Source organism: Rhizobium sp. SRI_017, from assembly GCF_057586295.1.
In genome coordinates this window covers 1-807 of sequence record NZ_JBYCZP010000078.1, presented here as the reverse complement: position 1 = coordinate 807, position 807 = coordinate 1, and the positions used below count along the sequence as shown (strand labels likewise).

The window sequence follows — 807 nt, the reverse complement described above, 5'->3', positions numbered from 1 at the left end:
GGTGCTGTCACGTTGTTTTCGGCTTAACGGTTGAGTGGTAGATCGGGCAGATGAGCTTGCCGACCGTCAATTATAAGAACCATCGCTTTCCGCCACAGATTATCGCTCGGGCAATTTGGCTCTATTTTCGGTTTCCGCTGAGCCTGCGATTGGTCGAGGAAATGCTGTTGGAGCGCGGCATCGTTGTTTCTTATGAAACCATCCGCCGATGGTGCCGGAAATTCGGTCCTGCCTATGTTAGGCAATTGCGCCGGAAGAAGCCTTCGGATCTTGATGTCTGGTATCTGGATGAGGTCGTGATTTCCATCGGCGACAGGAAGCATTGGCTTTGGCGCGCAGTGGACCAAGACGGATACGTTCTCGACGAAATCGTACAATCTCGCCGCGATACCAAGGCCGCCAAGCGATTGCTGATCCGGCTTCTGAAGAAACAAGGTCTCGCACCCAAGCGCATCATCACCGACAAACTGCGCTCATATGGTGCGGCTAAGCGTGACGTCATGCCAGCCGTCGAGCACCGATCCCACAAGGGATTAAACAATCGAGCGGAGAACTCGCATCTACCTTTGCGAAAACGAGAGCGAATGATACAGGGCTTCCGATCGCCTGGAGGTCTGCAGCGTTTCCTCAACATTTTCTCAGCGCTGCGAAATCTCTTCGTCCCACCAAGCTCCAAAAACTCAGCGCTGGCCATCCATATCCACCGCCTCAAGGCCATGGCGGAATGGAAAGCCGTAACCGGAATGCGGGCCTAATATGGATCCCGCTACTCAATGCTGACCTTTTTCAAACAACGTGACAGCACCC

At 53.7% G+C, this 807-nt stretch carries 1 pseudogene; it reads left to right on the top strand.

The window, feature by feature from the left end:
• The first annotated feature begins 34 nt into the window (after positions 1-34).
• Positions 35-755 (top strand): annotated as a pseudogene (locus AC2YI2_RS35085) (IS6 family transposase).
• The last annotated feature ends 52 nt before the right edge of the window (positions 756-807 follow it).